The following is a 25,132-nucleotide window of genomic DNA, read 5'->3' on the forward strand; positions in this document are numbered from 1 at the left end:
GGCCGTCACACCGTCCGGCCCAGGCGGTGGAGCACCGCGTCCAGGAGGCCGTCCGCGTCGGTGTCCACGCCGCCGACGCGCAGGAAGACCGCGTTCAGCAGCTGGTCGGTGGCCAGTTCGCCCGCCACCCGGCGGTTCTCGAAGACCTCCAGCAGGTCCTCGGCCTGGGCCAGTCCCTCCGCACCGAGGTGGGCGGCGACGATGTCCCGGAGCCGGTCGCGGTCCGGCTCGGGCAGGTCCAGCCGTACGCAGCGGCGCAGGAACGCGGGCGGGAAGTCGCGCTCACCGTTGCTGGTGATGACCACCACGGGGAACTCGCGGCAGAACGCCCGTCCCCGTTCGACCCGCACGTGCTCGCCGTTGTCCTCGGTCAGCACGTCCACGGCGGACTGCTCCTCGGGCAGCCGGGCCAGTTCCGGGATCTCGAACTCGCCGTCCTCGAAGGCGGCCAGCAGGTCGTTGGGGAGGTCCACGTCCCCCTTGTCGAGCTCGTCGACGAGCAGGACGCGTGGCCGTCCCCGGTGGGCGAGTGCCGTCCCGAGCGGCCCCAGCCGTATGTACGTGCCGATGCCCGGCTCCGCCTCGCCCCGGTCGCGGCTCAGCGTGGTCTCCCTCAGCCGTCCGATCGCGTCGTACCGGTAGAGCGCGTCCTGAAGGGTGGAGCGGCTGTTGATCGGCCAGCGCAGCACGCGCCCCAGGCCGAGTTCATGGGCGAGGGCGTGCGCCAGCGAGGACTTGCCGCTGCCCGGATGGCCGGTGACCAGCAGCGGGCGGCGCAGGTGGAGCGCCGCGTTGACGATGTGCGTCTCCCGCGCGCCGATCAGGTACGGCCGGCCGCGCGCACCCTGCTCGCCGCTGAACCGGCGCCAGGGCGGGGCGGTCGGCAGGTCCGGCCGCCGGGCCTGCCCGTCGCCCTTGAACAGTTGCCAGTCGTGGTCATGGATGTCGGTCATCGGTCCTCACGCCTCGGTGCCTTCGGGGTCGGCGAGCCAGAGCCCGTCGGGCAGTTGCCGCTCCGGGTCCTCCCAGACGAGCGCGGGACGGGCCGGGTACTTCGCCGGGTCCGCGTAGGCGTCGACCCGGAAGCGCCGCACCCTTTCGTGCAGGCCGTCGAGCGGCCCGGCGGGGCCGACCGGATCGAGCCTCGGCGCGTGGTCGTACCCGTCCGCGTTCCGGTCCCACAGCACCACCGGCACGCCCAGTACCAGGCAGGCGCGCAGCACCGTGTCGCGGTGGCCGCGGGGGCCGTGGATCACCACCCGTCCGCAGTCCCGGTCCTGCTTCAGCCGGACGATCGCCGACTTCGGGTCGGTGGCGCGCCCGTCGACCACCAGGGGTTCGGCGAGCGCGCGGTCGGCCCAACGGCGGGCGAGCGCCGAGGCGTTGCGGCGTACGGCCTTGCAGCGCAGCACCACGTGGTGCTCCTCCCCCAGCGGTGCGGCCAGGCCGTCGCCGGGGTCGGCGCCGTCCCACTCGTCCACGGGCAACTGGAGCTGCGCGTCGTCCACCCAGACCTCGACCAGTGCCGTGTCGCCCTCGCCGCCGTCCGCCGCCTGCCGGACGAGCCGGGCGATCACCGCGGCGGGCAGGGCCCGGTCGGGGCCGGTCTCCACCCGCGCCGGGGTGCCGTCCGCCCGGGTCCGCCACAGCGCGCAGCGGAAGTGGTGGTCCGGGTCGCCCTCGCGCCGGTCCAATTCCACCACGACGGTCCGCTGGTGCCCTTCACGCTGCCGGGCCGCCCACTCGGCGGCGTCCTGCCGGCGTTCGGCCAGCGCCGCGCCGGGGATGCCCAGCCGGCGCGCGACCCGGTCGTTCCAGGCGCGCAGCGCCGGCAGGTCCGCGCCGTTCGTATGGAGCGCCGCCACGTACTCGACCACGCGCAGCAGCGCCGGGACCCGGGGCGTGTCGTACGGGACGCGGGCGCTGTCCCCGCCGAAGGACTCCAGCGCCCGGACGGCCTCGTCGAGCGCACCGGACGGCAGCCGGGAGGCGCGCAGGACCGCGGGCAGGCGGGCGTACGGCAGGGCTCCCTGCGTGGCGCGGGGCAGCAGCGTCCGATCCGCCTCGCAGCGCCCGCCGAGGTGTTCCAGCAGTTCGTGGTGCTCGCCGGCCGACAGCAGCAGGGCGGCCCCTTCGCCGTGGGCGAGGCCGACCAGTTCGTCCAGCGCGGCCCGCCCGGCCCGCGTGGTCAGGGTCGGCGCGTGGATCTCCGCGAAGTCGGCGGTGCCGCGGGGGTGCCGCAGCAGGAAGGCGGCCAGTTCCTGGTAGGCGGGCGCCGATCCGTCTCGCGGGCGGTCCAGTCCGTGGAGTTCGGCGAGTTGGCCGGCACGGTCGGCGCGGAGCACGGGGTCGCCCAGCAGGACGGCCAGCGGCTGCGCCATGCGCGCCACCAGGTGGCCGTACGGTGCCGGCGGCGCCGCGGTCAGCGCGCTCATCACGCGATCGGGCACTCCGGCCGCGGCCAGTTCGGCGCGTACCGCCTGCCACGGGATCGCGATGCCCCGGCGGATGACGTCGCCCGGCGAGAACGGTCCCGCGGGCGCCGGAAGGTGCGCCACCACCAGGCCGACGGCGGTCCCGTCCGGCAGGCACAGCGGGCCGCCGCTGTAGCCGGGGCCGAGGGCCGCGCCCGCCAGGGTGCCGTCCAGGTAGCCGAGCGGGCCGTCGCAGGAGCCGACATCCACCTTGGCGTAGCTGTACTCCTGACCGGTGCCGTACCAGGCCACCAGGTGCTGCCCCGCCACCATGTTCCGCCAGGCGGGCGGCCGGGCCGCCGAGGGCGGGTCATCCCGCAGTTCCAGCACCGCGAGGTCCGCGAGCCAGCCCAACGCGCCGGGCTCCGCGGCACGCCGCGGTATCCAGTGCCGTACCCGTGCCCGCCGCCGCCCCGTCCCGGGCAGCGCGGCGAACGCCACGTCGACCCACGCGTCCGCGGGCTCGGCCACGGACTCCAGCGGCAGGCCCAGGGCTTCGTTGACCACGTGCGCGCACGTCAGCAGCCAGCGGCCCGACATCTGCACGGCGGCGCCCGCGGTCCGCCCGCTCTTCGCGGTGAGGACGGTGATCACCGCTTCCCGACCGTGCCCGCCGCCACCGTCCACGGGCGGCCCGAACCACCCCATGGGCTATCGCGCCCCCGGGCCGGGCGCCGCGGGCGGGGTCTCCGCTCCGGACGCGGCGGGGGCGGAAGCGGGCGCGGGCACGGCCGCGGGCACGGCCGCGGGTGCGGGCACAGGTCCGGGTACGGCCGCGGGCACGGCGGCGGGGGCCGGGACCGGCCGCCACGTGGCGCACACCTTCATACTCGCCTGACCGTTCGCTCCGACGATGCCCAGCTTGAGGTCCTGCCCGATCTGGACGCCGAGTTCGACGCTCACCTCCTGCGGAGGGTGGTCCAGCGCACTCAGGCTGTCCTGGACTTCCTGGAGCACCAACCCGATCGGCCGCAGCACCCCTCGCAGCGTGCCGGCGGCCAGCCTGGCGGCCCCGGCCCCCCGTCCGACCGGGACGGGAGCGCTGAAACCGTCGGGCAGGTCGTCCGGCTCCCCCTCGCCCGAAGGGGGCTGCCCGACCGGGGCAAGCTCCACCCGGACCAAGGAGTCGTCGGCGAGGCGGAGTTCGGCGAAGTCAGGCACTCCCCCATTGTGCCGCTCGCCGCACCGCCGCGCTCCGGAACCGGCGCGCAAGCGGTCAGCCGCCCTGGCCGGCGCTGCCGATCGGGCCGACCTCCACGCCGTGGCCACCGCTGTCCGTGCCGGTGGGCAGCGAGGCCTGGCCCGGCCAGCGCAGGGTGACCGACTTCGTGTCGTCGGGCGCGGTCACCCGCAGCCCGGTGATCCGGGCCCCGGTGCCGCCCGTCTTGTTGAGCGGGTAGTTGACGTTGAAGTCCACCTCCTGCCCGTTCTTGAGGCTCATCGTGGTGGCCGGAGCACCGACGCGCTTCGCGGACACCGTCCCCACGTTGGTCGTCAGGTCGACGCCGGCGAACCCGGCGAGCGTGCAGGTCCGGCCGCTGTCGTTCTTCAGCCCCACCGCGACGCTGCCGGCCGCGTCGCCGTCGATGAAGGTGTCCGTCGCCGTGATCTTCAGGTCGCCGGTGCGGCACTTGCCGACCTTGCCGCTCGCGTCGGACCCGGACCCGCCGGAGGTGCTCTGCCCGCCGGAGCCGGTCGTGGCCTTGCCCGAACCGCCCGAGCCCGAGCCGCCGCCCGAGGACGACGTGCCGGTGGCCGTGCTCTGCCCGCCGGAGCCCGTCGCGGTCTGGTCCGAACCGCCCGAGCCCGAGCCGTCCGAGTCCGAACCGCCGCCCGTGGACGTCACCGTGGACGAGGACGTCGGGTCACTGTGCGCCGAGCTGTCGTCGTTGTTGCAGGCGGTGAGCGAGAGTCCCGCGGCGACGATCACGGCGGCGAAGGTGAGCTTGTGGACGCGCATCTTTTCTTCCTCGGTGTCGGTTGGAGGCTCCTGTTGCCCGGTACGAGTCGATACGGACCGGTGCGAGTCCGTACGAGTCGATACGAGCGAGCGTTCCTGATCACCAGGACTCGCCCGGCCCGGCCGGCCGTTCCACCCAACTGCCCGCTAGGACACCCCTGTTACACACCCATCCCGGGCGCCCCACACGCCACCACCGGCGGCATCCCGCCCGCGCAGCCCCTCCCGCACCCCTCCCCCGCCCCCGTCCGGCGCGGAAAACCTGTCCGCACGCTGTGTGCCGCGACGCTCCGGCGCGCGGCCGTCGACGGCCCGAGTCGGCGGTTCCCGGCCGGAGTTCCGCACCTGCCCGCGGCCGCCCCCGCTGGGACAGACCCGTGACCTGACGAATCTTGACCTCGACGACGCGGAATGCCCGCCGGGCGAAGCGCACCACCCCCGCGCCGGGCGACGAGCGCTACGGCTACGGCTACGGCTACGGCTACGAGTGCGGCTGCCAGTCCGCGCCGTCGGCCGACAGCCGCCGGGTGATCCGGTCGAACAGCTCCGTCAGCGGCTCGCCGACGTCACGGCCGAACTCGGTGACCCCGTAGGTGACCTGGGGCGGCGTCGTCGGCTCGACCTCCCGCCAGACCAGGCCGTCCCGGACCAGCACGCGCAGCGTCTGGGCGAGCATCTTCTCGCTGATGCCCTGGATGCTCTCGCGCAGCTCGTAGAACCGAAGGGCGTTGCTCCGCAAGGAGATCAGCACCCAGATGCCCCACCTGCTGGTCACGTGGTCGACCATGTCGCGCGCGGGGCAGTCGGTGTGAAACACGTCATACGGCTTCCCCGCCCCGGCCTGCCTGAACTGCGCGCCTCCCGCCATGTATTGAGCTTACCTCAAGGTATGTCCTTACCAAAAGTTAGCCCAGGCTCCTAGCGTGAAGGCCACACAGGACATCCGACAAGGAGCTCGAAATGATCGTGGTGACCGGGGCCACCGGCAACATCGGCAGGCCGTTGACGCGGGAACTGGCCCAGGCGGGCCGGCAGGTGACGGCGGTGTCACGGCACGCGGCGGCGGTGCCGGACGGCGTCCGCCACGTGGTGGCCGACCTCGCCGAGCCGGCCGGCCTCAAGCCCGCGCTGGACGGCGCGAAGGCACTGTTCCTGCTGCTCTCCGGCGACCTGCACGCCGGCGGAGCCCAACCCGCCGACATCATCGGCGAAGCCGCGGCCGCCGGGGTCCGCCGGGTCGTGCTGCTCTCCACGCAGGGCGTGGTGACCAGGCCCTCCGGCCCCACCCGGATCGCGATGCGCGCGCTGGAGGACACGCTGCGGGAGTCCGGGCTGGAGTGGGCGATCCTGCGGCCGGGCGGCTTCGCCTCCAACGCGCTGTGGTGGGCCGATTCCGTCCGCACCGGGCAGGTCGTCGCCGCGCCCTTCGGCGACATCGGGGTACCGATCATCGACCCGGCGGACATAGCCGCGGTCGCGGCGGCCTGCCTGCTGGAGGACCGGCACGCCGGCGGCGTCTACGAGTTGACCGGCCCGGAGGTGATCACCCCGCGCCGGCAGACCGAGGCCATCGCCGCCGCGCTCGGCACCCCGGTACGGTTCCACGAACTCACCCGCGACGAGGCCAAGGCCGCCATGGCCCGGAGCATGCCGGCCGAACTCGCCGACGACACGCTGGACATCCTCGGTTCCCCGAGCCCGGCCGAGCTGCGCGTCAGCCCGGACGTCGAGCGGGTGCTCGGCCGCGCCCCGCGCCCCTTCGCCGACTGGGCCGCCCGCCACGTCGACGCCTTCCGCTGAGCCCGGTCGGCGGCGCCGCACCGCCCTTCGTGCACGGCGATCCACGGCGACCCCCGGCCGCGGGTCTACCGGCCCTCCCAGCAGACGGAGTGGTGCGCGGGACGTCCAAGGAGGAGATCCCCGATCTCGTCGGGACGCCGTGGCGGCGGACCAGGCACGGGCCATGATCGCTTGCGTATGCGGGCGGAGCTGCCGCTGATCATGTCGTGCGGGTCGGTCCTGCACGGTGGGTTCCGGTCAGCAGAGCTTCGGCATGCTTGCGGAAAGCGGTGACCAGACGGCTGCGGTCGCCGGTGCGCGTGGCGAGTACGACCTGGCTCGGTTCGACCCCGTGCAACGGGACGGTGGTGAGGCTGGGGTGCAGGCCGGTCGCGTGGTCGAGGGGCGGCCCGATGGCCACGGCCTGCCCGGCGGCGATGAGTTCGTGTTTGTCCTCAAGGGCTTCGACCAGGGGGCCGTCGGGCGCGGGCCGCCCGTCGGGCCGGGGATCGAGCCGCCAGTAGGCGTTCAGCAACGGGTCGGACTGGCGTACGTGGGGGATCGGCTCGTCGGCGATGTCGCCGAGGGTGACCGACTCCTTGCCGGCCAGACGGTGGTCCCGGGGCACGACCAGTACCCGCGGTTCGTCGTAGAGGACGGTGACGCGCAGCTGGTCGGTGGGGAACGGCAGGCGCGTCACCACCGCGTCGACGCGGTGCTCCAGCAGCGCGCCGCGCGAGTCGTTCCAGGCGAGCAGGCGGGTGTGGACCTCGGCATCGGGATTGCGGTCGAGCAGGGCGCGCACGGCCGCAGTGATGACCAGCCCCTTGGTGTAGCCGATGGTGATGCTGCTGGGCCGGGCCGCGGCCCGGGTGCGGGCCATCGCCTCGACCGCGGCGCGCAGCACCCCCTGGGCCCGGGGCAGGAAGACCTCGCCGGCCTCGCTGAGCCGGGTGCCGCGCGTGGTGCGGTCGAGCAGGCGGACGCCCACTTGCTGTTCGAGGCGGCGGATCTGCCGGCTCAGCGACGGCTGGGTGGTGTGCAGCGCTTCGGCGGCACGGCCGAAGTGCTGGTACTCGGCGACCACCGTGAAGCACTGCACCAGCCGGAGGTCGAGGTCCACGGGTGCGGGGAAGCGTTCGGACACCACCCCACTCTAGCTGGCCTTATACGCAGCCTGTATTACATATGTCGGAACATTCATTGGACTGCGCGCTCGTCGCGGCCGCACCGTGGTGACCATGACATCGGACCGCGTGACACCGTTTCGTATCGACATTCCGGACAGTGCCCTGGAGGATCTGAAGGACCGGCTCCACCGGGTACGCCTTGCCGGCCGGGAGACAGCGCCGGACAGCAGCCAGGGGGTGCAGCGGGAGCGCCTTGAGGGGCTGCTGGAGTACTGGGCCACCGGGTACGACTGGCGCGATCTGGAGCGGCGGCTCAACGAGCTGGGCCAGTTCCGCACGACCGTCGACGGTCTCGGCCTCCACTTCATGCACGTACGCTCACCCCGCCCCGACGCCACCCCCCTGTTGCTGCTGCACGGATGGCCGGGCTCGTTCCTGGAGTTCCTCAAGACCGTCGGCCCGCTCACCGAGCACGGCTTCCACCTCGTCGTCCCCTCGATGCCCGGCTACGGCTTCTCCGACCAACCCACCTCGACAGGCTGGGACCCGGACCGGATCGCCCGCGCGTACGGCGTGCTCATGTGGCGCCTCGGTTATGACTCCTACCTGGCCCAGGGCGGCGACTGGGGCGGTGTCGTCGCGACCCGCATGGGGGCGCAGCGCCTGACGGGCCTGCGTGCGATCCACGTCAACTTCCCTGAGTTCCTCGCCGCACCACCGGTCGGCGACGCCCCGACCCCTGAGGAGAAGGCCGCACTCGAACAGGGCAGCCGCTTCTTCGCCGTCCATTCCGGATACCACGTCGTGCAGCGCACCCGGCCGCAGACCATCGGCTACGCCCTGACCGACTCCCCGGCCGGGCAGGCCGCCTGGATCTACGAGAAGTTCCTCGACTGGGCCCGGCCCGACGCCCTCACCCCCGACGAGATCCTCGACCACATCTCCCTGTACTGGTTCACCGGCACCGCTGCCTCCTCCGCCCGCCTGTACTGGGAGTACGCCCGGCAGCCGCTCGCGCTGACCGAGCTGGACCTTCCCGTTGGGGTCAGCGTCTTCCCGGACGAACTGACGCGTACCCCGCGCGTCTGGGCCGAGCGCGCCTATCACGACCTGCGCTACTTCAACGACGACATCCCCGCGGGCGGCCACTTCGCCGCCCTGGAGCAGCCTGGGCTGTTCGTCGAGGAGATCGTCAAGTTCGCGCGGACGGTGGCCGCATGAGGACGGTCGTGATCACCGGGGGCACGGACGGCATCGGGCGCGGCCTCGCCCGTATCCACCTCGGGCGTGGGGACCAGGTCGTGGTCGTCGGGACGGACAAGGCCAAGGCCGAGCCCGGCGCCGTGCGCGAGGGAAGCGCCGTCCCCCTGGACCCTCAGGCATCCTCCCTCGCCGACGCGCGGCGGCTCGACGACCACACCCGGGAGGTGCTTGCCCGATGAAGTGGGTCAGCTACCGCTCCGCCGACGGCTCCACGCGCTGCGGCGTGGTGCACGACAACAAGATCCACGCCGTGGGCTCGGGCCTGTTGAAGCTGCTGCGCGCCGAAGGCGGGCTGGAGGCCGCGGCAACCAGAGAACCGTCTGAGATCGTCGAGTTGGCTACGGCCGACCTGCTGCCGCCGATACCGGTGCCCCCGGCGATCCGGGACTTCGCCGCGTTCGAACGTCACATCAGCAACGCGGGTAAGGCAGCCGTCGGCGACGGCAGGGTCAGCCCGGTCTGGTACGAGTATCCGCTCTTCTACTTCTCCAACCCGGCGGCGATCAAGGGACCGCACGACGAGGTCCCCATCGCCCCGGGCGCTCAGTTGTGGGACTACGAGGTCGAGGTCGCCGCGGTGATCGCCGGGGACTGCTCGAACCTCGACGCCGCCACCGCGGAGGATCACATAGCCGGCTACCTGATCTACTGCGACTGGAGCGCACGCGATATCTCCGCGAGCGAGATGGGGTTCGTGTACGGCCCGTCCAAGAGCAAGGACGCCTCGACCAGCCTCGGCCCGTTCCTCGTCACCCCCGACGAACTGGAGCCCTACCGCTCGGGCAAAGGCTATGCCCTGCGGATGGACGGGTACGTCAACGATGAGCATTACGGCGGCGGCAGCTGGGACGAGATCCACTGGTCGTTCGGCGAGATGCTGGCGCACGCGTCGCGCGGTACCTCGCTGCGAGCCGGTGACATCCTCGCCAGCGGCCCCGTGGGCACCGGCTGCATCCAGGAGTTGTCCGGCCGCCGCCGCTACCTGGCACCGGGAGACACGGTCCGGATCGAAGTGCAGGAACTCGGCGCGATCTCCGCACGGATCACCGCGCCAGAGCCGTCCTGACGTACCGGACGCACCACAAACGATCTTGCCCCTTCCACTTGTCGGGAGACCACCGAGATGCGTCTCGCCAGCACCTTCGCTCGCGCTGACATGGATCTGAACGCCGTCCGCGAGGTCAGCCTCACCATCAACGCGACCCACCTGTTCGTCTACTTCATCCCCGAGGCACCGGAAGAGGCCGCCAAGCTGGGCGTAACCGAGTACGCACCGGCGTACTTCGCGTTCCGGTCAGCCCCGATGGGCGCGGTCCCATGGCAGGTCACACTCGCGGCCTTCTACAACTTCAGCCCGCGGTCGGTGCGGGTCATGGCAGGCGTGTGGGACACGGCGACGCCAGAGGAGTGGCAGGCCGCCCGCTTCGCAGCCGTCGATCGTGCGTTGCGGCGCGTCGACGTGCGCCTCACCGCCGATCAGATCGCCGAGGCACGATCGCTGATCGCCCCGGTCGTCGCGAGCGCCGACTACGCCGGGAAGACGATGGCTGCCGCCAACGCCTCGGTCCCCCTCCCAGCCGATCCGCTCGTCGCGCTATGGCAGCAGATCACGGTGCTGCGCGAGTGGCGCGGCGACGCGCATGTCACCGTGCTCGCCGCCAACGACCTCGGGCCGTGTGACTGCAACGTTCTGCAAACCGCGACAGGTCACTTCCCGGAAGCGATCGCGCGCGCCACCCGGCTGTGGGACGACGAGGAGGTGGCTGCGGCGACAACACGCCTCGTAGCTCGCGGCTGGCTCAACGCCGACGGCACCGCTACCGATGCCGGCATCGCGGCGCGCGAGCAGATCGAGGTCGAGACCGACGAGCACTGCGCGGCGCTGTGGACGCCGATCGGCGACGCCGACATCCGTCGTCTCACCTCGCTCATCATGCCGATCCACGACGCGTTCACCGCAGCCAGGACATACCCCTTCCGCGTGGAGAGGGGAGACACGCAGTCCGCCGATCCGGAGGCCGCCAGGTAGGCCCCGTTCTCGTGCAACCGCACCGACCGCAAGGCGCCGGCCGGAACACCGACGCTCGACGTGTGCCCGGAGACCGGCCGGGCCCGGCTCTCCTACCGCCGCGCTGAGGAGATCTTCGGGGAGAACACCCGGCTGCTGGCCCGCTCCCGCCACGCCTCGGTCCGCTCTCTGGAGCGATACGCACGGCCCGGCGTCGGCTCGGTCGCTCGGCACGTCGCCGAACGCGACCCCGCTGCACGTCGCCGCACGTAGATCCGAGCGGATCAGGGCTTCACGATCATCCCGTTGCCTCTTTGGCGCGTATCTCGGTCACACCCCGGCTGACGGCCCAGCACCCGGCCCGTTGGTCGGCACCGGCAAGGCCCCCGCCGGAACGGAACCCGCGCCGCAGCCGCACCGCGCCGCGCTCCGCACGTCACACGGCCGTACGCCCAGCGCTCGGGGCCAACCGGACGGGCGGCGGGGCGGGAGGCGGGCGGGCGCGGGGGCGTACAACCGTTCGCGGCGGTGGCCGGTCTGACGGGGCGGCGGGCGATCCGGGGTCTCCGGAGGCCGTCAGGCTGAAGGGGAGTGCGTATGTCCAGACCCAGACGTTTGTCCAGACCCGGACGTTTCCGTGTCCACTCGATGACGCTGGCGGCCGCGGTCGCCGTGGTGAGCGCCGTCGTCGCCCCCGGCACCGCGGCCCACGCGTCCGCCCCGAGCACCCGGGTCCCCCCGGTGGTGGACTTCAACGGCGACGGCCACGCCGACCTGGCGGTCGGCGCCCCCGGCGGCACGGTCGGCGGGGGCGCCGGCGCCGGCTACGTCTCGGTGGTCTACGGCGCCACCGGTGGCCTCGACGCCGCCACGCACGCGAGCTTCAGCCAGAACACCGCGGGCGTGCCCGGAGGAGCCGAGGCGGGCGACCACTTCGGCGCCAAGGTCCTCCCGGTGGACCTGAATCGGGACGGATACACGGATCTGCTGGTGGGCGCCCCCGGCGAGGACGTCGGCAGCGCGGTCGACGCCGGCATGGTCACCGTGCTGTGGGGCGGCGCGAAGGGCCTGGCCGGCGGGACCGCGGTCGACACCGGCGCCGTCGCCGGCCGGCATACGGGTCAGACCCTCGCGGCCGGCGACTTCGACGGGGACGGCGGCGTCGACATCGCGTATCTCACCGGCACCGACATCCAAGTCCTCTCCGGCGTCGGCACGGACGGGCGCCCGGACCACCACGGCACCATCGTGACCTGGGAGGCGATGGGCAACGCCGGGATCATCACGGACGACCTGGCCGCGGGTGACGTCAACGGGGACGGCGTCAGCGACCTGGCCGTGATCGGCAGGGACGTGGAGACCCTGGACGACGGGCAGGCCCCGCTCTTCCTCGGCGGATCGCACACCGGCGACAGCGTCGGCGGCCTCGCCTACCGGAGCAACCTCGTGGACGCCAAGGGCCACTGGCTGGAGGGCGACTCCGTGGCCATCGGCGACCTCAACGGCGACGGCTACGGCGACGTGGTCGTCGGCCACACCCACGAGGGCTACTACACCGACTCGCTGATCCCGTCCAAGGGCGGTGCGATCGGGGTGGCCTACGGCGGGCCCGACGGCGAGAGCACCACCGTCGCGCCGGTCTGGCTCAACCAGGACAGCGCCGGCGTGCCCGGCGTCGCGGAACCCGCCGACGCGCTCGGCGCGGACGTCGCGGTCGGCGACGTCAACGGCGACGGCTACGCGGACGTGGTGGCCGGCGCGCCGGGCGAGGACCTCGACGGCGTCACCGACGCCGGCGACTTCCTCCTGTTCAAGGGCTCGGCCCAGGGTCTGACCGGCACCGGCTCGCAGGCGTTCAGCCAGGACTCCGCGGGCGTACCGGGCGCCGCGGAGGCACACGACCGGTTCGGCCGGACCGTCGCCGTCCTCGCCGCCACCGGCACCGACCGCGCCCAGGCAGCCGCCGGCGACCCGAGCGAGAACGCCGGGAACGGCGCGGTGTGGGTCCTGCACGGCACCGCGGCCGGCCTGACCGGCAGTCACCCCGCCAACTTCGGCGCGGCGACCATGCACACACCCGTCCCCGGGTCCGCCTTCGGCAGCACCCTCGGCTGACCGCCCGCCCCGTCCCGGCCCGTCCCGGCGGGTGGAAGGGGGTGTGCGGGGGCGGGGGCACCCCTGGCGGGCAGCGCGGCCGGGCGGGCGGGCGAGCCGTCCCTCGCACGTGTCACCCCGCCGGATGCCGTGACCGTGTCGGGCGCGCGCTTGGAAAGCGCGTCGGGGCCAACCCCTCACGAGTTCGAATCCCACATCCCCCGCCGGCACCTCACCGGGCACGACGTCGAAGGCCCCCGCTGCTCGCAGCGGGGGCCACCCACGTTGTCTCAGCCCTCGTTGTCCTGCGTCTTGTCCACAGCGGCTGTCGGGCGAGCTCCCCCAGATCGCTGGACCGATCTTCCGGGCCACCTCCTTGAGCAAGTGGTCCGCAGCCCGACGCGATTCATAAGCGGTTGGCGCGGCGGCTTCGGTTCTCGCAACCAGCACAGAATGCCGGATTCCGCGGCAGGTCTCCTCGCCGAGGATCATGTCCGATCGCCGACTCAGTACCAGATGGCCACGAGTCGGCCGGCGGCGTCCCGTTCTGCGGTGGCGGGCATGCGTTGCGCGGTCCCGACAGCGATGCGGTGCGCGGACCAGGCCGCCGCGGCGGCATCCAGTACATCGTCGGTGGGGACGGAGCCGGCCTCGCCGAGTTCGTCGCTGAGCGGAATACCCGCGGCGGTCAGGAGAGCGCGGCGTACGGCCTGACCCCGCCAGCTCCTCTTGCTGTGACTCAGCGGAGTACCGCCGGCCATGGCCTGGAACGAGACCTCGGGATGCACCTCATGAATGCGATCCGGATCATTGATCCAACACATGTACGCCTCACGGCGTTTGGAGGCCAGCGCCCATGCTTGCTGGCTGATCTTCTTCCCCGTGATCGTCAGGCATGCGGTGCTGGCAGCCGCGTAGTCGGCCTCATCCCAGACCACCTTCGGGGCGGTGAGGAACACGCTGCTCCGGCGGGCCCCGAGATACGCGCGAGCTTGGATGTCTGCGGCGCGCCAACCCCTGTCGAGCAGTCCGAGAGGCATGTCGACCACGACGACATCGCACTCCCCCACCCGCGCGATGAGTGCCTTCAGGATGGCCTCGACCAGGCTGCTGTCAAACACACCGGCCGCCAGACGAATGCCGATCCAGCCCTGCTTGCCACAAGCATCGATTCCCAGGACGTTCATGGTCTCCTGCTTCAACATCGCGGACAGCGGCAAGCTCACCGTGTCCGGCAACGCCCGAGGGACCGGCCATCGCCCATTCCGTGGACGAGCAAGACCGCGCGACCGCTAGTCGAATGCCTTTGCGCGGGAGGAGCGCCGGCAAACCGGGGCGACAGCGTGGGCCTCCTCCAGACAGAATCCAGGCATGTCCACCGACATGAACGGGATGGTCGAGTGCCGACCGGGTGCCCGGCTCTGGGGGCCCGACGATGAGGACTCCGTGTGGCAGGCCGGCATTGACCTCCGGCTCCTCAACACGGGCAACGCCTACGACGCTCTCGCCTGCCTGTTCGGTGTGCGCAACACGTTCGGCTTCCGTCCCCTGTCCCAGGGCCGCGGTATACCGGCTGACGCGTCCGACCGCTTGCGTGGCGAGTTCGCCACATACGGCGGTTCCGGAGACTTCCATGGGACAACGTGGATCTCCTGGGCAGAGCTGGCCTCCGCTGACTGGCAGGAGACGGACCTCTCCGGCACCCGCAGCCGCCAGTCAGTCGCGGGAAACGCTACGCACTGGGGCCCGGTTTGGAAGGTGATGAGCGCGCTAAGCGAAGTCCACGGCCCAGAGAGTGTTCGTCTCGTCGTCTGGTTCTTCTGACGTGACGCCCAACATCCCGGCCTGTCGTGTGATCAATGTCCGGCCTGCACTCTCGGAGCACACACGAGGACGACCGCATCGAGGACCCCATGCCTGACCAGCAGAAACTCAATGCTCAAGTTCGGAAAGAGGACAGCACCACCGTCTTCCGAGCCGGACTTCACATCGCTGGCGTCTTCATCTGGCCGGACACTGCCCCTCCGCCTTTGTGAACCCGCAGGAGGCTGTCAGTCCTCCTTATTAGGGTGCGGTGCATGCAATCGCTGATCACCGCCGTTCGCACGCACGACGATGCCGCCGCTTTCCTGGCCTGGCCAGGTGACTTCGACCTGGACCGGGGTGACCACGGCGAGGAGGTACACCTTGCCTCAGGCGCGGCGCTGGAGGGCTTCGCCGGTCACGGGGCCGGGGGCACGTACTTCTTCTGCGGTGAAGGCGGCGAGGAGCGACCGATCCTCTTCGCGGACTCCGAAGGCCGTGCAGCTCTGGTCGCTGTCGGACTGCCCGAGCTCATACGACTGCTGCTGGTGGCGCCGTGGTGGCAGGACTGCCGGACGTTCACCGCGAAGGAGAGCCGCGAGCTCGCTACCGAGTATCTGGAAGACACACCCGACCTCTGGGCTCGACGAGACCGGGCGGCAGCCGCCCTCGGTCTCTCGCTTCCCACGGAGGCAGCTGCGTTGGCCCGGCTACGTGAGGCCGTCACCGTGACGGGCAGGGATTTCGTTCTGGTCTTCGCGCCGGAGAACGAACCGTACGACGCGCTGTTCAAGGACTTGGCATGACCGGGAGGCAGCGGGTCCTGGCACTGTCCGCTGACGAGGAGGCCGAGCGGCACGCCGCTGTAGCCGACCTGGTCGCACTTGGTACCGCGGCACTGCCCGCCCTCATGGACGAACTGCGCGACGACGCCTCGTCGGTGACCGAGACCGCTCTGCTTTCGGTGCTATGTGGCATCGGCGCCTCGGCCTTCGATCCTGTACTCGGTGTCCTGCAGAGCGCGGTGCCGGGATCGCATTGGCGGGCGCTGCGTGTGTTCACACGACTGGGAACCCCAGTGCTGCCGGGATACCTGCGGGCACTGGCCCACGGCGATCCTTTCGTACGCCGGGCAGCGGTCATGGGCGTCGACGGCTGCGGCGAGGACGCGCTGCCCGTAGCGAATCTGCTGGTTCCGCTGCTGGGTGACGGCGACGAGGAGGTGCGCCGGGTCGCTGTCCGCGCCTTCTGCTCGTGGGGAGCAGCTGTAGTGCCGCTGCTGCAGTCGGTGCGCCGTGACGGGCCTGGTGCGGCGCGCGGGGGAGCCCTGGAGTGCCTGGCGGAGATCGACGGCGAGAATGCGATCAGTGCGCATGACCGAGCAGCCCTGGAGCGTCTTGTCCAGATCAAGCTGATGGACGACATACCGGTCCCCATCTTGTGCTGCTTTCTCTCCTGGATCGCGGTGAGCACCGGCAACCAGGCCGGCGTCATGGAGATGCTGGGCCTGTCAGCCGCGTATCCGGTGCCGTTCTCCGTCGGGGTCAACGCTGCGGACTACGACAGCCACGGCGGACTCGACGACGACCCGCACGACCGGTACCGAAGGGTTTTCGTCACGCCCGAACTCGCGGGCTGGACCCTGGTGGTCGGCTCCTGGTGCGACCCCAGTGCGGCTGAGCGCGAGGCCGCAGTGCTGGAGGCGTGCGAACGCCTCAGCGCCCGGTACGGGCGTGCCCAGGCGTACTGGTACGGAGCCCAGAACGACGGCTCGGCCGTCCTGGTCGCCGAGCGCGGCGAGACCCTACGCCGCCTCGCCTACATCCCGGGCGACGACACACAGCACCTGGAGCTCGGGGTCCCACTCGCGTATGAGCAAGAGCGGCGGACCGCTCTCGGGCTGCCCGCATTGACGGCGGAGCAACTGGAAGTTGACCAGGACGATGACGAGTGGATGTGGGAACTGCTCGAAATGGCCACCAAGCTGGCGGGGGAGCTGAGTATCGACCCCCTGTCGATCGACACCGGCACTCCGGTTCGGGGAGTCGGCCTCCTGGCCCTCACCGAATACGGCCGCAGCCTCGGCGCCCCGTGCGGAGCGCTGCGCCTGGAGGAGAAACCGGTGCTTCACGCCTTCGCAGTCAGCTGATCCGGGGTGCCAAGGGGTTGCCCCCTTTGTTCGACTCCTTGACCACTTCCCAGACAGGAGCGCCGACTTGTGTGCTGAGGGGCCGCTGCGCGGCCTCGCGGGCCGAGTCCCAGGGGCTCGCCACCCCTGTCAGGACCACGGGTCGTCGCAGCAATCATCCGTGTCATGCGTGTCGGGGTGGAGCATCGCTTGCAGACAGCGGTGCAGACCGTCGGCGACGGCGCTTGCGGCCGCACGCATCCACGGCAGCGATGCCACCCGCTGGGCTGTCTCGCCGGTCGCCAGGTCGTCCAGGATGGTGCGCAGGTCGTCCGGTATCGGCTCGTCGGTGAGGCACATCCACCCCAGTGCGGCGCTCGTACGTACCTCGGGTGGCTGTCCGGAATCGGACCAGCAGGCCTGAATCCACGCCGTCGTCTTCGAATCCTGGTGCGCCCGGGCCAGTTCTGCGATGGCCAGTACCAGTCCCGCGCGTACGTCCGGGGCGTGCTCGGCGAGCAAACAGGTGTGGAACGCGGAGAGGATGTCCTGAGCGCGGTCGGAGGCAGCGGCCAGTGCGTAGGCACTGGCGATACGCACTGTTGTGTCGGGATCGCCAAGGAGAGGAAGAATGAGGTCGGTGTCTGCGGCGATCGCGTAGCGGGCGGCCTGTACTGACCAATTCTGCAGGTATCCGGTCGGCTCGAAGTACCATTCGTCGTCGTTACGGTGCCGCAGCATGTCAGCACGCGTGCAAACGCCCTGATGCCCCATGCGTGCCCCTTCGGCCACCACGGCCAGCACCTCGGCGCGGTCAGTGCCGCCGGACTGGGTTCCGATTCGGATCAGGAAGGGCACCGCCAGCGCCACCGCCACCCTCATGTCGTTGGCGCACCGGCCGATAAGCATGTCGAGAGCCCCGCGGACGGCGGCTGGGTCTCCCGAACGCAGCCGCTCCATGTCCTCGCGGACGCGGATGCCGTCCGGGAAGCGGTCCCAAGGCACCTCCTCCAGCAGAAATTCGTCCTTTGCGTCGGGACGGATCCCGGCCACCGCCACACGGATGTCGAGAGGGCCTCCCGCCTGATCCAGCGGATCCGCGTCCACGAACCCCCGCACCACCGCCTGGTACGCCGGATCAACCTCCCACTGGTGCACCTGACAACCTCCGCGGCAGTTCATCCGGCCCGACGCCGTGACGCTGAAGACAATCGATCGGACATGCGGCTGATAACGCCAGCCATTCTCAGAGGGCTTCGATCTCGACCATTGATCCGTCCGGACCAAGCCTGAACATGCGCGGCGGTCCCATCTGCGCGACGGCTGCAGCAATCGCAGCCTGCCGCAGCGCAGGATCCGGTGCCTGCGGGTCCTGGAGGCGAAAGCCTCGGAGCCCTACCTCGTAGGGATCGATGTCTTCCGGCGAAGGCCGGCCCTCCAGAACAAACCCGAAGAACTCGCGCAGAGCTTCTTCGCCGAGTTCGAGGGGGTGGAACGGCAGCGGGTACGGGCCCTGCGCGGGCCAGCCTGCCACTCGTTCCACCGGGTGCTCGCCCGCCCAGTAAGAAGCCTCGAACGCGAAGCGCTCGCCAATATCCTCCATGACTCCGCTGTCCGGCGAAAGGCTGAGCGAACGGACCAGCTGACCGTCCTCCCACACGGCGAAGGCGCAGAAGTCCACCACGCTGTGCATCCAGTGCACCACCATTCTGCGCCCGACACTTGCATCGATCAGGTGCTGTGGCAGTCGGGTCGGGTAGTCGCCCATCCAGTGCCGATCGCAGACGATGTCCGTCCCCGGAAAGCTGCCGATGTAGGCAGTCCCCTCCAGGGGATAGGTCGCATCGCCGAGCCCGCAACCGGATGTGCCTGCAACCTCCCAGCCGGGATACAGACGACGGACCAGCTCCCGAGTCCGCTCGCTGTCCGCCGTACCTGTCATCCGCGGCGCACCGGACACTCCGGCATCCATGTACACGAGCAATGCCGTCTTGGCACCCATGGCCAACCTCTCGAAAGCATCGGATGTTCGATCGTCGTTCGAGCGGAAGGTAGCAACCGCGTATGACAGTCGGCCTCAGCGAGGCCACCAGCTGGCTGAGCCCTTCCAGCCGAAGGGCGGTCGTCCCGACAAATCCTCAGCTGCCCCGCAGCGCTGTCCGCGGTACGGGGTTGGATGTGGGCATGACTGTTCTCGATCTGGCCCGGCGGCTGCCGGGTATCGCCGAGCTGCGCGAGCACTGCCGGGCCCTGGCGACGCTGGAGGCTGTCATCAGCCCGGGCTGGGAGTCCGCTACTACTCCTTCAACTCCACCTGGGCACGCGGTCAGCAGATGGCATCGATGCGCGACGGCAGCGGGAACGAGTGGTCCATCGTCTTCTCCGCCGCAGGCGCATACGTGCGCGGCTTCGACCACAAGTCACCCATGAGCCCTCACGGAAGTGGCAACGACGAACCCTGGCCAGGTGTCCTCGACTCGGTGCCCGAAGCCTTCCGAGAGTTCGTCGAGGAGCCCGCTTTCTGCGACGAGGACAAAATGCCAGTGGTGACCGCATGCCTGTGGCGCGGCGGCGACGATAGCTGCTGGCAGACCGGCGAGATCGAATTCCCGGAAGAGGGTACCGACCCGGACGGAGCCGATGCCCTGTTCGAGCTCCTGGCGGACCGCTCGCCCGACGCGTACATACGATTCGTCGAGGACCACTACGAGACGTCGCCGGACCCCGCCGCAGTGACGGCGGTGCTCGGCCTCCAGCCGCTCACCGCCACGCTCGTCGCCTCACTGAATCCGGACGTGACCGTGGAAAGTCTCGCCACAGATCTCGCCGAGATCGGCTACGCCGTCGATGCTCAAGGTGCGGCCAGCAGCACGGCCTGACCAGCAGGGCACAGCACTGACGCAGTTGCAGTTCCAGTTGCGTTCGGCGCCGTTCAGCAACGTCCGAAGCTCAGTTGGCAGAGGACCGCGCCGCAGGTAAGGACGCCCACGAACCCCACCGGACCCCCGGACGAAGAGTTGGAAAGCGCGTCGGGGCCAACCCCTCACGAGTTCGAATCCCGCATCCCCCGCCGGCGCCCTCACCGGGCACGGCATCGTTGGCCCCCGCTGCTCGCAGCGGGGGCCAACGACGTTGCATAGGTGCCCTGGTGGCGCTGGGCGGCTCCGGGTGGTCGGGTCAGGCGTCGTCGCCGGGTAGAACCATGCGAGCGCCGCTTCCTAGCGGAGCCCAGGCGTTGCTTGCGCCGGACCGCCTCGGCGGCCACGAGCCGGCGGCGGTCCCGCGTTCGTGCTTGCCAGGGCGCGCAGGACGTGGGCGATGAGGGTGTCGAGGTAGTCGGGGTCCGGCATGCCGAGGTGGAGGGCCATGCGGTGGTAGAGCGGGCCGTACAGCAGGTCCAGTGCCACGTCGAGGTCCGCGTCCGCCGGGAGTTCGCCTGCGTCCTGCGCGCGGCGGATGCGTTGTTTGAACGTGGCGATGCGCGGCCGGATGAGGCGTTCGCGGAGGTCGTTGGCGAGGTCGGCGTCCTGCAGTGCCTCGGCGATCAGTCCGGTGGCGGGTGAGGTGAACGGCGGGGTGAGGATGCTGATGACCTCGGCAAGCAGGGCGTGCAGGTCGGCGGCCAGGTCGCCGCTGTCCGGCGGGTCGGCTGCGACGTTCGCGGTCTGGTCGAGGAGGTCCAGCACAATGGCACCTCTGGACGGCCACCACCGGTAGATGGTCATCTTGCCCACTCCGGCACGCGTGGCGATTGCCTCGATGGTCAGCCGCCCGTAGCCGTTCTCCCGGCAGATCTCCTCAGTGGCGGCGAGGATCGCCTGGCGACTGCGCTCGCTGCGGCGCGCCGCGTCCGGCTCCTTGGGCATGCCCTCAGCATAGACGAACGAGACGGAACGTCTCGTCTTGACACTGCGTCGGTTCCTCGGCCATGCTCCGGCGAGACGAAACGTATCGTCTCATCCGTGCATCGAGCCGGACCAAGGAGGACGGCGTGACCGCCGGAACAGCCGCTCTCGAGCAGGTCACACCAGCGCCCCTCCGTTCACACGCATGTGGCCGCGATCTTCGGTCAGGGTCCACGTCCTTGGAGGTTTCGTGCCCGTCGGCTATCTGATCACCGTGGCGCTCGTCGCCTGGTGCACCTTCTTCGCCGTTGTCTCCCCGCGTCGGCCCGGCCCGGTGGCGAGCATGAGCTTCGTCTTCGGTCTGCTCCCCAACGAGTTGCCGTTCGTGGCCATATACGCCCTCGTGGCCTCCACCGCACTCGCCGCGGCCCAGGGTGACCTGGGGTCGACGGGCGCCCGGGCGGTGGTCGGGGTGGCCGCCGCCAGCGTCGTCGGGCTGGCCGTCGCCGCCTGGCGCGGCGTGCGGTCGGACCGGGCCGTCGGGCAGGCCCTCCGGGAAGGGCTGGGGGCCGGCTGGCGGGAGCACGTGCAGGTGCCGCCGCGCCGCCACCGGGCCTGGGCCCGCATCCTGCTGCTGCCACCACCGGGCCTCCTGCGACCGCGCGGCGTGGAGCGGATCGCCAACATCCGCTACGGGGACGCCGGGCGCCGCAATCTGCTCGACCTCTACCGCCGCCGCGACGCACCGGACGACGCTCCGGTCCTGATCTACTTCCACGGCGGCCACTACTCCAGCGGCGCGAAGAGCCGCGAGGGGCGTCCCCTGCTGCACCGGCTCGCCGGACAGGGATGGGTGTGCATCAGCGCCAACTACCGGCTGCGGCCCCAGACCGCCTTCCCCGGCCAGCAGATCGACGCCAAGAAGGTCATCGCCTGGGTCCGCGAGCACGGCTCCGGGTACGGCGCAGATCCGTCGAGGGTGTTCGTGGCGGGCGGCTCGGCCGGCGCCAACATGGCGGCTCATTGCGCGCTCACCCCGAACGACCCGGCGTTCCAGCCCGGCTTCGAGGACGCCGACACCTCGGTGAGCGCAGCGATCTGCTTCTACGGCTACTACGGCCACTTCTTCGGCGAGCAGCCCGACGGGACGCCGCCGCAGGAGCAGCCCTACCGGTACCTCAACGCCGGCGCGCCGCCGTTCCTGGTCGTCCACGGCACCAGGGACCCGCTGGGCACCGTCGAGGGCGCCCGGAGCTTCGTCGGCCGGCTGCGCGACGTATCGCACAACGCCGTGGTCCTCGCCGAACTGCCCGGCGGACAGCACGTGATGGACCTCTACCACTCGCCGCGCTCCGAGGCGATCGTGGACGGCGCCGAAGCCTTCGCCGGCTGGGTCCTGTCCTCGCCCAGGTCGCCGGGCCCCACCCCGCACACCGCCACCGCCGATGCCGCCACCGCGACCGGCCCGCACGCCCGGAAGCCGGCCTCGCCGGCCGGCTCCTCCTGAAAGGCGCAACACCCATGTACGCAGTCAGGCTCCACGAGTACGGGCCCGCCGAGAACCTCCGGTACGAGCAGATCACCCCACCGGCCCCCGGCGAGGGGCAGGTCCGCATAGACGTCCGGGCCAGCGGCGTCCACGTCATCGAGACGAGGCTGCGGTCGGGCCGCGGAATCGGACCTCATCCCGCCCCCGCGCTGCCCGTCGTGCTGGGCGGCGAGGTCGCCGGCGTCGTGGGCGCGCTGGGCCCGGGCGTAGACGAGAGCTGGCTGGGCCGCCCGGTGGTCGGCACCCTTGATGCCCACGGCGGCTACGCCGAGCAGGCGGTGGCCGCGGTCGAGGCTCTGCACCGCATCCCAGACCGGATGGCAGCGGACACCGCGGTGGCGATGATCACCACCGGCTCGACCGCGCTCGGACTCCTCGACGTCGCCGAGGCCGAGCCCGGGGACGTCGCGCTGGTCACGTCGGCGGCCGGCGGCGTCGGAGCCCTGCTCATCCAGGCGCTGCACCGCCAGGGCGTCACCGTCGTCGGCGTGGCCGGCAGCCCGGAGAAGGCGCGGCAGGCCATGTCACTTGGTGCCGACATTGCCGCCGACTACCGTAACCCGGACTGGCCGCACGCGGTCCACGATGCCCTCAGCGGCAAAGAGATCGGCATCGTGTTCGACGGCGTCGGAGGGACCACCGGCCGCCAGGCGTTCGACCTTCTCGGCCCCGGGGGGAAGTTCCTCCTGCACGGCTGGTCATCGGGCACGGCCACCCAGCTCACCACCGACGACATCATCGGGCACGCGAGCACCGTGATCTGGGCGATCGGCCCCCAGTTGCTGCGACGCGCCGGCACCATGAGGGAACTGCGGGCCCGCGCGATCCAGGCGGCCGCCGACGGCGGACTCGAACCACTGGTCAAGCGCTACCCGCTCGATCGCGCCGCTGACGCCCACGCCGATCTGGAGGGCCGCCGCGCGGTGGGCAAGATCGTCCTCGTCCCCGCCGCGACAGCCGCCGACTCCCCGGCCGACGCGCAGGCCGGCAGCCGCCCCGGTCGCTAGAACGAGCACTGTTGGAGACGCTGCGCGCGCCGCCCGGGCGACGGCACGCGCCGAGCCCATCCGGCGCGATCGCGGTGACGGCCGCCGAACGACCCGCACGGTGCGCGCGTTGACCGTCATCGACTGGGCCTGGACTTCCCGCACTTGGCTGACGCGCGGATGCACCGAAGCCGGCGGGAAGGTCACCCGCGAGACCGGCTACGTGATCTCGACCCGTTCACCGGCGTTCAGCACGGCCCGGCCCACGGCCGTGCGACCCTTCCATCGCGGGCCAGGATGCCCACGAACGCTTCTGAACCCACGGACGAAGAGGAGGGCAAATCACTTCCGGCGCTCGCCGGGACACCGCCTTGCGACGGCTGCCGGCAGGCCAGGCACGGACTGCTCACTGCCGCGGCGGACCTCCCGGCCGGGCAGGGGGTGCGGCGTACCGCCGATCTGGGGTCGCTGGTTGCGTGACACCGCCCGCTCGCTGATCAACTTCCGCAGGACGAGACACCGTTCGCGACCGTCATCCGGGAGGCGGAAGTGCTCGGCGTCCTCGCCCGCGGCGCCCTGTCCGGCGTCGGGGCGGCCCTGCCGGCCGGTGATGCGGCAGCCCTGTCGTCCACCGCGCGCCGAGCAGCAGCACTGGTTCACCGGTTCCCGTCCGGCGCCGTCCAGCAGGTGAGCGGGCCCGGCACTCTGCGGGACCTGGCAGCCAGGCTGTGTGCCGCCCCTCCGTTGAGCCCGGAGCCCGGCCCGGACAGCGGAGTCGCCGTCGAGACAGACAGCGAGGAGATCATCGCCGGCTACGCCGATCGGCTGTCCCTCACCGACGTTCGCCAGCTCGCCCACGCCGTCGACACCGGTCACGTGATCGCCATCGGGTACGACGCCGCATCCGGCGGGCACAGCGTGCGAAGCGTCAGCGAACTCGCCCTGGACCCGCCTTGGACCCGCCCTGGACCCGCCCTGGACCCGCGCGTGGTGCCATCTTCGGGATGACGAGCGCGTCTTCACGCTGTCCCGCATCGCGAGCGTCATGCCCGCGTCACCCCTGTGAGCACCGGAAAGCTTCCGGCTGGCCGGTATAGCAGGTTCTCAATACCGCGAGTATGGTTCCTTGTATGGCGAGCAAGAAGGTAACGGTGACCATCCCCGAGGATCTCCTCGACGAGATCCGGACGGAAGCTGCCGAGCGCGGTCTGTCGGCTTACGTTGCCGAGGCACTGCGGATCAAGCGCGACCGGGACCGGCTCGTGGAACTCGTCGACTGGCTGGAGGAAGAGCACGGTCCGGTCACCGAGGATGAACGCGCGGCGGCCCTCGATGAGCTGAACAGCCTCGACGCCGAGCACGCGCACCGTCGGCCTGGCAGCGCCGGAGAGGCCGCGTGAAGAAGCGCGGTAGCGAGCACCGGCCTCCGCTCCGGGTCTTCGTCCTCGACTGCGAAGCCCTGTCTCTCGCCGTACGCGGCGACCGGAAGATGATCGCCTGGCTCGACCTCGCGGCCCGGGGCCAAGCCGAGGCAGTGACATCCCCGATGACGTTGGTCGAAGCGTACGACGGCCGGACCACCGAGCAGCGATGGGACTGGGTGCTCTCCCGCCTCAAAGTCGCCGACATCGGCAAAGACGAAGCCCGACAGGCCCGCCGACTCCTGGCCGATGCCAAGTTGCACGGTCACAAGTACGCGATCGATGCGGTGCTCGCGGTCGTCGCGCGTCGGCAGCAGGGCCAGGTCACCGTCTTCACCTCCGATGTCGACGACCTGGAGAAGCTGGTCCCGGACACGGTCGTCATCAAGAAGGTATGACGCTGTCGTCCGGTCCCGGTTCTGGTCTCATTCATCGACGTTCAGCCACGTCCGCCCGACCGTCCGTCCATCATTCCGCCGCAGGTCAGCCCTCTCCCGTTCGGCTGCGATCGACACCGTGACCCGTTGGAAAGCGTGTGGGGGCAACCCCTCGCGAGTTCGATTCCCGTATCCCCCGCCGGCGCCTCACCGGGCACGACGTCGTAGGGCCCCACCGCCCGCCCGGAGCTCATCGACGCCGCCCGCCGGGCCGCAAGGTACAAAGCCCCTGCCTCACCTTGACTTCGGAACATA

General features: G+C 71.1%; 26 protein-coding genes. 16 read left to right on the forward strand and 10 right to left on the reverse strand.

From position 1 onward, the window contains the following. Nucleotides 1-5: 5 nt before the first annotated feature. The 5 genes from ACIPAE_RS13195 to ACIPAE_RS13215 form a co-directional block, all read right to left on the reverse strand. Complete coding sequence (locus tag ACIPAE_RS13195) at nt 6-953, reverse strand: MoxR family ATPase (protein ID WP_329363141.1); 948 nt, start codon at nt 951-953, stop codon at nt 6-8. Nucleotides 954-959: 6 nt separating this feature from the next. After that, on the reverse strand, nt 960-3,068 hold the full coding sequence (locus tag ACIPAE_RS13200) for a trypsin-like peptidase domain-containing protein (RefSeq protein WP_402444956.1): 2,109 nt from the start codon (nt 3,066-3,068) through the stop codon (nt 960-962). 57 nt (nt 3,069-3,125) lie between these two features. Then, nucleotides 3,126-3,635: a CU044_2847 family protein gene (locus ACIPAE_RS13205; protein WP_402444958.1), complete on the reverse strand. Its 510-nt coding sequence runs from the start codon at nt 3,633-3,635 to the stop codon at nt 3,126-3,128. A 55-nt stretch (nt 3,636-3,690) separates the two neighbouring features. Continuing rightward, a complete protein-coding gene (locus ACIPAE_RS13210; RefSeq protein WP_329363147.1) occupies nt 3,691-4,434 on the reverse strand; it encodes a DUF4232 domain-containing protein in 744 nt (247 codons plus the stop codon). A gap of 481 nt (nt 4,435-4,915) precedes the next feature. After that, a complete protein-coding gene (locus ACIPAE_RS13215; RefSeq protein ID WP_402444960.1) occupies nt 4,916-5,302 on the reverse strand; it encodes a winged helix-turn-helix transcriptional regulator in 387 nt (128 codons plus the stop codon). Between the two features lie 92 nt (nt 5,303-5,394). Between ACIPAE_RS13215 and ACIPAE_RS13220 the strand changes: the two genes are divergently transcribed. Continuing rightward, nucleotides 5,395-6,234, forward strand: coding sequence for an SDR family oxidoreductase (locus ACIPAE_RS13220; protein WP_402444962.1), 840 nt, complete (start codon nt 5,395-5,397; stop codon nt 6,232-6,234). A gap of 199 nt (nt 6,235-6,433) precedes the next feature. On the opposite strand, the gene ACIPAE_RS13225 is transcribed toward ACIPAE_RS13220, so the two are convergent. After that, nucleotides 6,434-7,360 carry a LysR family transcriptional regulator gene (locus ACIPAE_RS13225; protein ID WP_329363152.1) on the reverse strand — a complete coding sequence of 309 codons (927 nt, stop codon included), beginning with the start codon at nt 7,358-7,360 and terminating at the stop codon, nt 6,434-6,436. 85 nt (nt 7,361-7,445) lie between these two features. Between ACIPAE_RS13225 and ACIPAE_RS13230 the strand changes: the two genes are divergently transcribed. From ACIPAE_RS13230 to ACIPAE_RS13255, 6 genes are all read left to right on the forward strand, one after another. Further along, on the forward strand, nt 7,446-8,564 hold the full coding sequence (locus tag ACIPAE_RS13230) for an epoxide hydrolase family protein (protein ID WP_402444964.1): 1,119 nt from the start codon (nt 7,446-7,448) through the stop codon (nt 8,562-8,564). Next, nucleotides 8,561-8,785, forward strand: coding sequence for a hypothetical protein (locus ACIPAE_RS13235; protein ID WP_402444966.1), 225 nt, complete (start codon nt 8,561-8,563; stop codon nt 8,783-8,785). Before ACIPAE_RS13230 ends, ACIPAE_RS13235 begins: the two co-directional genes overlap by 4 nt. Beyond that, on the forward strand, nt 8,782-9,672 hold the full coding sequence (locus ACIPAE_RS13240; protein WP_402444968.1) for a fumarylacetoacetate hydrolase family protein: 891 nt from the start codon (nt 8,782-8,784) through the stop codon (nt 9,670-9,672). Before ACIPAE_RS13235 ends, ACIPAE_RS13240 begins: the two co-directional genes overlap by 4 nt. Nucleotides 9,673-9,762: 90 nt before the next feature. Next, entirely contained in the window at nt 9,763-10,635 is an 873-nt protein-coding gene (locus tag ACIPAE_RS13245; RefSeq protein WP_402444970.1) for a hypothetical protein, read from the forward strand. A 60-nt stretch (nt 10,636-10,695) separates the two neighbouring features. Continuing rightward, a complete protein-coding gene (locus tag ACIPAE_RS13250; protein ID WP_402444972.1) occupies nt 10,696-10,887 on the forward strand; it encodes a hypothetical protein in 192 nt (63 codons plus the stop codon). 324 nt (nt 10,888-11,211) lie between these two features. After that, the gene (locus ACIPAE_RS13255; protein ID WP_402444973.1) at nt 11,212-12,729 is read left to right on the forward strand and encodes an FG-GAP repeat protein; all 1,518 of its coding nucleotides are present in this window, start codon (nt 11,212-11,214) and stop codon (nt 12,727-12,729) included. A gap of 485 nt (nt 12,730-13,214) precedes the next feature. On the opposite strand, the gene ACIPAE_RS13260 is transcribed toward ACIPAE_RS13255, so the two are convergent. Continuing rightward, nucleotides 13,215-13,913 carry a DUF429 domain-containing protein gene (locus tag ACIPAE_RS13260; RefSeq protein WP_402444975.1) on the reverse strand — a complete coding sequence of 233 codons (699 nt, stop codon included), beginning with the start codon at nt 13,911-13,913 and terminating at the stop codon, nt 13,215-13,217. A gap of 166 nt (nt 13,914-14,079) precedes the next feature. Between ACIPAE_RS13260 and ACIPAE_RS13265 the strand changes: the two genes are divergently transcribed. The 3 genes from ACIPAE_RS13265 (at nt 14,080) to ACIPAE_RS13275 (ending at nt 16,660) form a co-directional block, all read left to right on the forward strand. Then, nucleotides 14,080-14,532, forward strand: a complete 453-nt coding sequence (locus ACIPAE_RS13265; protein WP_402444977.1) for a hypothetical protein — start codon at nt 14,080-14,082, stop codon at nt 14,530-14,532. Between the two features lie 254 nt (nt 14,533-14,786). Further along, on the forward strand, nt 14,787-15,317 hold the full coding sequence (locus tag ACIPAE_RS13270; protein ID WP_366410815.1) for a hypothetical protein: 531 nt from the start codon (nt 14,787-14,789) through the stop codon (nt 15,315-15,317). Then, nucleotides 15,314-16,660, forward strand: coding sequence for a hypothetical protein (locus tag ACIPAE_RS13275; protein WP_402444979.1), 1,347 nt, complete (start codon nt 15,314-15,316; stop codon nt 16,658-16,660). The genes ACIPAE_RS13270 and ACIPAE_RS13275 overlap by 4 nt, the downstream gene beginning before the upstream one ends. Nucleotides 16,661-16,789: 129 nt before the next feature. On the opposite strand, the gene ACIPAE_RS13280 is transcribed toward ACIPAE_RS13275, so the two are convergent. Both ACIPAE_RS13280 and ACIPAE_RS13285 read right to left on the reverse strand, forming a co-directional pair. Then, nucleotides 16,790-17,797, reverse strand: coding sequence for a hypothetical protein (locus ACIPAE_RS13280; RefSeq protein WP_402444981.1), 1,008 nt, complete (start codon nt 17,795-17,797; stop codon nt 16,790-16,792). A gap of 88 nt (nt 17,798-17,885) precedes the next feature. Then, complete coding sequence (locus tag ACIPAE_RS13285; protein ID WP_402444983.1) at nt 17,886-18,641, reverse strand: DUF6928 family protein; 756 nt, start codon at nt 18,639-18,641, stop codon at nt 17,886-17,888. Between the two features lie 331 nt (nt 18,642-18,972). On the opposite strand from ACIPAE_RS13285, the gene ACIPAE_RS13290 reads away from it, so the two are divergent. Further along, nucleotides 18,973-19,518, forward strand: a complete 546-nt coding sequence (locus ACIPAE_RS13290; protein WP_402444985.1) for a hypothetical protein — start codon at nt 18,973-18,975, stop codon at nt 19,516-19,518. A 339-nt stretch (nt 19,519-19,857) separates the two neighbouring features. On the opposite strand, the gene ACIPAE_RS13295 is transcribed toward ACIPAE_RS13290, so the two are convergent. Further along, on the reverse strand, nt 19,858-20,505 hold the full coding sequence (locus ACIPAE_RS13295) for a TetR/AcrR family transcriptional regulator (protein ID WP_329363163.1): 648 nt from the start codon (nt 20,503-20,505) through the stop codon (nt 19,858-19,860). A 229-nt stretch (nt 20,506-20,734) separates the two neighbouring features. Between ACIPAE_RS13295 and ACIPAE_RS13300 the strand changes: the two genes are divergently transcribed. The 5 genes from ACIPAE_RS13300 to ACIPAE_RS13320 all read left to right on the forward strand — a co-directional run bounded on the left by ACIPAE_RS13300 (nt 20,735) and on the right by ACIPAE_RS13320 (nt 24,838). After that, nucleotides 20,735-21,991, forward strand: a complete 1,257-nt coding sequence (locus ACIPAE_RS13300; RefSeq protein ID WP_402444986.1) for an alpha/beta hydrolase — start codon at nt 20,735-20,737, stop codon at nt 21,989-21,991. Nucleotides 21,992-22,005: 14 nt separating this feature from the next. Next, nucleotides 22,006-23,040 carry a zinc-binding dehydrogenase gene (locus ACIPAE_RS13305; RefSeq protein ID WP_402444988.1) on the forward strand — a complete coding sequence of 345 codons (1,035 nt, stop codon included), beginning with the start codon at nt 22,006-22,008 and terminating at the stop codon, nt 23,038-23,040. Between the two features lie 528 nt (nt 23,041-23,568). Beyond that, a complete protein-coding gene (locus ACIPAE_RS13310) occupies nt 23,569-24,027 on the forward strand; it encodes a hypothetical protein (RefSeq protein WP_402444990.1) in 459 nt (152 codons plus the stop codon). 122 nt (nt 24,028-24,149) lie between these two features. Beyond that, nucleotides 24,150-24,419, forward strand: a complete 270-nt coding sequence (locus ACIPAE_RS13315; protein WP_366410823.1) for a CopG family transcriptional regulator — start codon at nt 24,150-24,152, stop codon at nt 24,417-24,419. Next, a complete protein-coding gene (locus ACIPAE_RS13320) occupies nt 24,416-24,838 on the forward strand; it encodes a PIN domain-containing protein (protein ID WP_402444992.1) in 423 nt (140 codons plus the stop codon). The genes ACIPAE_RS13315 and ACIPAE_RS13320 overlap by 4 nt, the downstream gene beginning before the upstream one ends. Nucleotides 24,839-25,132 lie beyond the last annotated feature (294 nt).

It is taken from the genome of Streptomyces sp. NPDC087270, assembly GCF_044744625.1.
Classification (GTDB): Bacteria; Actinomycetota; Actinomycetes; order Streptomycetales; family Streptomycetaceae; genus Actinacidiphila.

Coding starts and splice junctions, on each gene's coding strand:
- ACIPAE_RS13195 (WP_329363141.1), bottom strand. CDS start 953: ATGACCGACATCCATGACCACGACTGGCAACTGTTCAAGGGCGACGGG.
- ACIPAE_RS13210 (WP_329363147.1), bottom strand. CDS start 4,434: ATGCGCGTCCACAAGCTCACCTTCGCCGCCGTGATCGTCGCCGCGGGA.
- ACIPAE_RS13215 (WP_402444960.1), bottom strand. CDS start 5,302: ATGGCGGGAGGCGCGCAGTTCAGGCAGGCCGGGGCGGGGAAGCCGTAT.
- ACIPAE_RS13220 (WP_402444962.1), top strand. CDS start 5,395: ATGATCGTGGTGACCGGGGCCACCGGCAACATCGGCAGGCCGTTGACG.
- ACIPAE_RS13235 (WP_402444966.1), top strand. CDS start 8,561: ATGAGGACGGTCGTGATCACCGGGGGCACGGACGGCATCGGGCGCGGC.
- ACIPAE_RS13240 (WP_402444968.1), top strand. CDS start 8,782: ATGAAGTGGGTCAGCTACCGCTCCGCCGACGGCTCCACGCGCTGCGGC.
- ACIPAE_RS13245 (WP_402444970.1), top strand. CDS start 9,763: ATGGATCTGAACGCCGTCCGCGAGGTCAGCCTCACCATCAACGCGACC.
- ACIPAE_RS13255 (WP_402444973.1), top strand. CDS start 11,212: ATGTCCAGACCCAGACGTTTGTCCAGACCCGGACGTTTCCGTGTCCAC.
- ACIPAE_RS13260 (WP_402444975.1), bottom strand. CDS start 13,913: ATGTTGAAGCAGGAGACCATGAACGTCCTGGGAATCGATGCTTGTGGC.
- ACIPAE_RS13265 (WP_402444977.1), top strand. CDS start 14,080: ATGTCCACCGACATGAACGGGATGGTCGAGTGCCGACCGGGTGCCCGG.
- ACIPAE_RS13270 (WP_366410815.1), top strand. CDS start 14,787: ATGCAATCGCTGATCACCGCCGTTCGCACGCACGACGATGCCGCCGCT.
- ACIPAE_RS13275 (WP_402444979.1), top strand. CDS start 15,314: ATGACCGGGAGGCAGCGGGTCCTGGCACTGTCCGCTGACGAGGAGGCC.
- ACIPAE_RS13285 (WP_402444983.1), bottom strand. CDS start 18,641: ATGGGTGCCAAGACGGCATTGCTCGTGTACATGGATGCCGGAGTGTCC.
- ACIPAE_RS13290 (WP_402444985.1), top strand. CDS start 18,973: ATGGCATCGATGCGCGACGGCAGCGGGAACGAGTGGTCCATCGTCTTC.
- ACIPAE_RS13295 (WP_329363163.1), bottom strand. CDS start 20,505: ATGCCCAAGGAGCCGGACGCGGCGCGCCGCAGCGAGCGCAGTCGCCAG.
- ACIPAE_RS13305 (WP_402444988.1), top strand. CDS start 22,006: ATGTACGCAGTCAGGCTCCACGAGTACGGGCCCGCCGAGAACCTCCGG.
- ACIPAE_RS13315 (WP_366410823.1), top strand. CDS start 24,150: ATGGCGAGCAAGAAGGTAACGGTGACCATCCCCGAGGATCTCCTCGAC.